Source organism: Actinomyces dentalis DSM 19115 (assembly GCF_000429225.1).
GTDB classification, from domain to species: Bacteria; Actinomycetota; Actinomycetes; order Actinomycetales; family Actinomycetaceae; genus Actinomyces; species Actinomyces dentalis.
In genome coordinates this window covers 1-5,801 of the sequence record NZ_AUBL01000081.1, presented here as the reverse complement: position 1 = coordinate 5,801, position 5,801 = coordinate 1, and the positions used below count along the sequence as shown (strand labels likewise).

General features: G+C 72.3%; 4 protein-coding genes. 1 reads left to right on the top strand and 3 read right to left on the bottom strand.

Annotated elements, in window-relative coordinates; genetic code table 11:
- The 3 genes from G446_RS0113145 to G446_RS0113135 form a co-directional block, all read right to left on the bottom strand.
- Window positions 1–484, bottom strand: a 484-nt coding sequence (locus G446_RS0113145; RefSeq protein WP_245574716.1) for a DUF6318 family protein, incomplete at its 3' end; no start/stop codon positions are given.
- A gap of 1,315 nt (window positions 485–1,799) precedes the next feature.
- Window positions 1,800–3,086 (bottom strand): hypothetical protein, encoded by a 1,287-nt coding sequence (locus tag G446_RS0113140; protein ID WP_026410481.1) that lies wholly within the window; start codon window positions 3,084–3,086, stop codon window positions 1,800–1,802.
- Window positions 3,087–3,155: 69 nt separating this feature from the next.
- A complete protein-coding gene (locus tag G446_RS0113135) occupies window positions 3,156–5,015 on the bottom strand; it encodes an AAA family ATPase (protein WP_026410480.1) in 1,860 nt (619 codons plus the stop codon).
- 486 nt (window positions 5,016–5,501) lie between these two features.
- Between G446_RS0113135 and G446_RS0113130 the strand changes: the two genes are divergently transcribed.
- Window positions 5,502–5,801 (top strand): transposase family protein (locus tag G446_RS0113130; RefSeq protein ID WP_026409876.1); only part of this gene is annotated, 300 nt, incomplete at its 3' end.

Sequence of the window (5,801 nt, the reverse complement as noted above, 5' to 3'; positions counted from 1 at the left end):
TGCTGACGTCCGCCGTGATCGACGTGAAGGTGATCTGCTGCCCCCAGGGGTCGGCCCAACCTCCGGAAGTATGCATATTAGTTGCACTTGTGATGACCGAGTCGCAGAATTTGCAGGTGGCGTCGCTCATGGCGCGGAAGGCGGTCAGGTCGCCGGTGGCGTAGACGTAGGGGTAGAGGGTGATGAAGTACTGGGCGGCGGCGATGGCCCCGGTGAGGTCGTGCTGGTCGGCCTCGGCGGGGCGCTGGGGTTCGGGCGCGGCCAGGGCGGCATCGCGCAGGGCCCGCTCCTGGGGGCTCAGGGCGGCCACGGCGTCGGCCGCCGCGGTGGCGGCCCGGGCGGCGGAGGCGTCGGCGGTGGCCTGTCTGCGGGCGTTGGCGGTGGCGATCCGCTCTTCCAGGTCCGGCGTGGGGGAGGCGGCCCCCGTGGGGGCGTGCGGCGTCGAGCAGGCCGCCAGGAGCGCCGCCGCGACCGCGACCGCCATCAGGCGCGCCGCCCGGCGGCGGCGCGCTCCGGCGCGTCCCGGGGGCCCGCCCGGGGGAGGGACCCTCGGGGAGGGCGCGGGATGTGCATGGAGCATGCTGAACCACCGCCATTGGGGGACGCGCTCGGATAGGTACGAGGTGCCGGCCGGGTCCCCAGGTCGGGGCGCCGACGCCCCGACCATAACCGCACCCGCGCCCCCGACGCCAGCACCATCATCGAACCTGTGGAAAACCGGGGCGGAGCTCCCGGGAAGGTTATTCAGTGGGTTCACGGTGGCGCTCTTCTATGCGGACCACTTGCGTTCCGCTGGACCACGGCGGTCCGATCGTCGTTCCCGGGGGCGGAGTGCGCATCCCGGCGTCCGGGGCGCGGCGGCGCCGGGCGCCGTGGTCCGCGGAATCGTCGGGTAACCGCCGAGATCGTCACTCAACCCGCGAGAACGTACCTCTGGCAGACGTTCTCGCGGGTTGAGTGACGATCTCGCGAGCCGGGGCGCGTCACGACATGTGAGACGCTGTACCACCATGCGAGATGCGCTATCGGGGTGAAGCGGGGACGGGGCGCCGGAATCGCCCCCGATGCCGCTCGGACCGTCCCCGACGCCCGACCCGCCAATCCCGCCGCGCCCAACCTCACCCCCGACGCGCCCGGGGGCGACTCGAGCGGACCGTCACGGCCGGCCCCCGCGCCCCATCGCCCTCAATAACCTCTCGCATCACACCCGGGAGGCGCGCCCGGACGCCTCCGCAACAACCCTCCGGACGAGGAGGATCCGCCCGAGCAGACCGCCACCACGACCCTCACGCCCCACGCCTTCAAAACCACATCTGAACAACCTTCCGCCGCGGACCCTCCGGGGAGGGCGGCCACGGGGCGGACGACGACCACGACGGGCGTACCGACGGCCGGACGGGACCCGCAAGGACGCGCCCCGGTCTCGCCGGGTGCAAGGAGCCCTGTCAGCCGCTCGGCCGCGTGGGTCGACGTCTCGCCTCGCCCCGATCCCGACCAAACCTCGTACGTCCCGCACGTCCCATGCGTCTCGGTTGGGCTCGGTTCATCCCCTGCGGGGCTCGTCCGGGGCAGGAAATGGCGCCCTGGGAGGATCGTTCCGCCCCGCACTCGACCATGCTGCCATCAGAACCGCGCAATCACGCGGAAACTTCCGGATACATCCGGAGTGCCGACCCGAACGATCCTCCCAGGGCGCCAGAACCGGGGACCAGCGGGGTCCGCGCACCCGTCGACGCCGCGGACCCCGCTGATGCGAATCCCGCCGCCGGGCCCGCCGCGGGGCGGGGCCGGCCGTGCGCCTACTCGTCGTCGGCCATGGCGAGCCGTTCCCGCGCGAGCCTCTCCGACGCGATGATGTCGTCGACCCACTGGACCGCCAGGCGGCGGATCTCGATCCCCATCGAGGAGGGGCTCTGGAGCGTGTCGGGAGCGCAGTGCGAGACGACGAAGTCGATCTTGGCCGTGGTCAGCCGGAGCAGCCGCAGGCGCTCGCCCTCCGGGTCGGCCGCGTAGGCGGCGGAGTCGAAGGACTCCATGATCTGGCCCTGGGCGCGGCGGAGCCGGCTGAGGAGGGTGCTCTCGTCGTCGATGAACGGGAAGCCTCCGCCCGCGGGCAGGGAGTCGGCGCTCTCCTGGCCCGGTGCGACGGCCACCACGCCACCGATGACGTCGATGAGCTCCCGTGGGCGGTCGGCCCCGGTGTCGTAGTGCGCGCCGAGGAGAAAGGGCGTGGCGCGATTGCGCTCGAGGGGCTCAGTCACTCGCATCGTCCACCAGTCACCGCCGTTCGTGCGGACCCGGCTCAGGACCGTCGCGGCATTATCCAGGAGGTCCCTCACGCGCTTGATGGCGGTGGTGGCGTCGCACCCGTAGGCCGTGGCGTAGAAATCGGACAGGGCGCTCAGCGGGATGGAGACGCACCTGGAGTCATTGAGCTTATTGACGAGCATGGCGACGATCTCTTTCGCCTCAGGGGACAGGTCGCCGGGAACCCTATCGGCGTCGATTCTCGCGATCCCCCCGTTCCTGCTGGCGATGTGGCGGAAGAGGTCCATGGCCTTGTTGTTCACTGCGGTTCGGAAGAAACCCGCAAGGTTTCTCTTGGCCTTCTGGTTCCTGCGGCCGTCCCGGTTGAGTTTGACGATGAGGCCGGCGAAATCGTCGTCGTCCGAGCTCACGCCGAAGACGACGGCATAAGCGAAGTCCATGCACGCCTCGCAGGCCTGGGAGGTAGCCCGGGTCAGGTCGGCCGTTCGCTGCGGAGCCGACGACGTGCAGCGGAAGGGGTTGACGCCGTAACCCCCGCCATGACGCCTGAAGTCGTGGAACTGCTTGGTCGCGGAGCTCTCATAGGCGAATTCCAGAGAGGGTCGGATCTGGTTGTAGAGACCCTGGTCGCCGACGTACCGGATCAGCTCCGGAGCCCCGCGCTCCGACAGGAGTTCGGCCACGGCGCCCCGGTTGGCGTCGGATGCGATGTAGACCGTCTGCGGAATGATCTCCGGTCCGAGATCCGTGGTCCTCAGATGCGCGGGCACCGTGAACATGCGGTGGCGCTCGATCTTCTCGGCCTCGGTGAGGTGCATGGCTGCCTCCTTCGGTGGGGCCCGAGCCGGTTGCTCGGGCCTTCGAAGGGACAGCGCGGTGTTTATTCCTCAGCGGGACGACGCCGGTGCGGCGCGCTCCCCGGGCGGGCCGACGGCGATGCGCGGATCGACGGCGATCGCGCCGTCGTGCACGACCGCCCGGTAACTCCCGGTGGGCCGCCCGAGCAGCGGCGCGGCGAGGCTCTGCTCCACGGTGCGCTGGAGGCGGCGGGCGCCGTCGGGCCGGGTGAGGGCCTCGACGAGCAGCCGCTCGCGCACCCGGGCCGCCACCTCCAGCTCGTAGCCGGCGGCGCCGACCACCTGCGACAGGTCGGCCAGGACGGAGTCGAGGACCGCGCTCATGCGGGGGCGGTCGAGGCCTGCCATGAGGACGAGGGCGTCGAGGCGGTTGAACACCTCGGGCGGCAGGAGGCGCCGGACCTGCGCCTCGGCGTTGTGGCGGCGGTCGTGCCCGTCGCCGAATCCGGTCGCCGTGCGCGTGAGGGCCTCGGCCCCGGTGTTGGCCGTGAGGACCACGTGCAGCCCGGAGGCGTCCACGGTCCGGCCCGAGTAGTCGGTGAGCGTGCCGTTGCCGAGGAGTTCGAGCAGGAGGGCGTCGCGCAGGACGGGCGAGGCCTTGTCCACCTCGTCGAGCAGGAGGACGGCGCGCGGGCTCGCCTCGATGCGGGTGGTGAGCCAGCCGCCGCGGCTGGTCGAGCCGACGTAGCCGGGGGGCGAGCCGAGCAGGGCCGAGCCGAGGTGGTCGGAGGTGAGGGAGCCCATGTCCACCCGGATGAGCGGCTCGGGCCCCCGGCCGACCTGCTCGGCGAGCGTGCGCGCCAGCAGCGTCTTGCCGGTCCCGGTGCCCCCGGCCAGCAGCAGGGCGGAGCGGGGCCGGTTGCGCACCAGGCGCAGCCCCGAGGCGCCCAGCGCCACCTGGGTGGCGACGGCGCGGCACGCCTCCTCCTGCCCCAGGACCGTGGAGGACAGGGCGGTGAAGAGCTGCTCGACGTCGGGCCCGGCGGTCTCGGGCCGGGCGTCGTCTTCCTGCGGGGGCAGGATGCGCGGGCGCCCCAGGATCGCCCCCCGGCACGCCCACAGGTCCAGCAGTCCCTCTCCGAAGCGCGGCTGGTCCTGCTCGCCCTCCGACGGGACGGCCGCCGCCGCGGCGGCGATCGTCGGCTCGGGGATGGTGACCTCGTGGTACTGCTCCAGCCGCCTGGCGGCCGCGCGCAGGTATTCCAGGATCTCCGCGGAGCCGGGGGAGGGGCGGGCGTCCACGGCGACGGTCCCCGGCAGCAGGAGGGAGGCGCCGCCCAGGTCCTCCAGCTCCTCCCAGCCCCGTCCGGTGAGGACGATGAGCGCCGGGACGCCGAGATCGCGGGCCGCCGCCCGCGCCGCGCGGGGCAGACCCGATTCGACGGGGTCGTCGTCCATGACGACCAGGACGTGGCGCGGGGCGGCGGCGCGTTGAGCAGCGGCGAGCCCGTTGCCGACGGTGCGTTGATCGGCGGCGGCGTCCGGGGCGCCGACGGCGGTGCGCCTGCTGCCGTCGGCGCGCGGGCTGGTGGCAACGCGGGCGCGCAGGTCGGCCAGGCTCCGGCACCGGTGCAGGACGCAGGCCGGTCCGGGGTGCGCGGCGGTGCTCTCCAGGGCGTCGTCGAGCCGGTCGACGAGGTCGGCGGGCGCGAGGTGATCGGGGGCGATGAGAATGATGTCCTGCGGGTCGCGGGCGATGAGGCGGGAGAGCACGTCCAGGGGCCAGCCGTCGAGGCCGGGGTGTCGCGGCTCGTTCTCGGCGGGCGGCAGCGGTCCGCCCGCGGGGGGCGGGGTCGGTGCGACCGGCGCGGGGGGCTCCCGCACGGGCCGCCGGGCGCGGGGCTCCAGCGCGAGGTACGACGGCGGAGCGAGGGGGGACGCCTCCTGCACGGAGGACGCCTCCTGCGCGAGGCGCGGCCTCCCCCGCCTCTGCGCGGGGCGGGGCTGCTGGGCGCGGCGCGGCGACACGGCGAGCGGGGCGCGGGCACGGGTATGGGTGCGGACATTGAAGTGCGGTCGATTGCTCACGTCGCGTATGACGGACACGACGTCCCCGTGTCCGTCATGCACGACGAGGGCCCGCGCCGCGGGCCCGCCCCGCCGGGGGAGCGGCGGCCGCCGAGTTCGGGGCCCGCGCCGCGGGCCGGGACTGGAGTGAGCAGGGTCTTCTGGACTTGGGGAAAGTTTCTTCCCGCGACAGGTGAGGGATGGGTTCATGATCAGAGTCAAGGACCCCGATGGGTTCAAGGAATAGGAAGGTTATTCTGGGTGTGTCCTGGGTCATTTCCGGGGGGCGATATGATGATGGCCCATCCCCGTGGGGTATCATGGGCGTCTGAGAAACAACAGCCATGACCCCGGAAGGAGTGGGCCATCATGATGGAGTGTACCACGGGATTGACCGATGATGAGTTCGACGGGCTGCTCGCCTGGCTGCGCGAGGAGGGTGTTGAGGGTTATCCGCCGATCCTGGGCCTGTCCGGGTCTTTGCGGGCGACTTTGATGTACCTGCGTCAGAACATCGTGCAGGCGGTGATCGGAGAGATCCTGGGTGTGTCGCAGCCCACTGTTTCGCGGGCCATCAAGGCCCTGACGGAGGCGCTCTCCCGGACCCTGGTGGTCCTGCTGCTCACGGCCGAGGAGGTGCCCCGGGACTGCGACTACGTGGTGGACGGC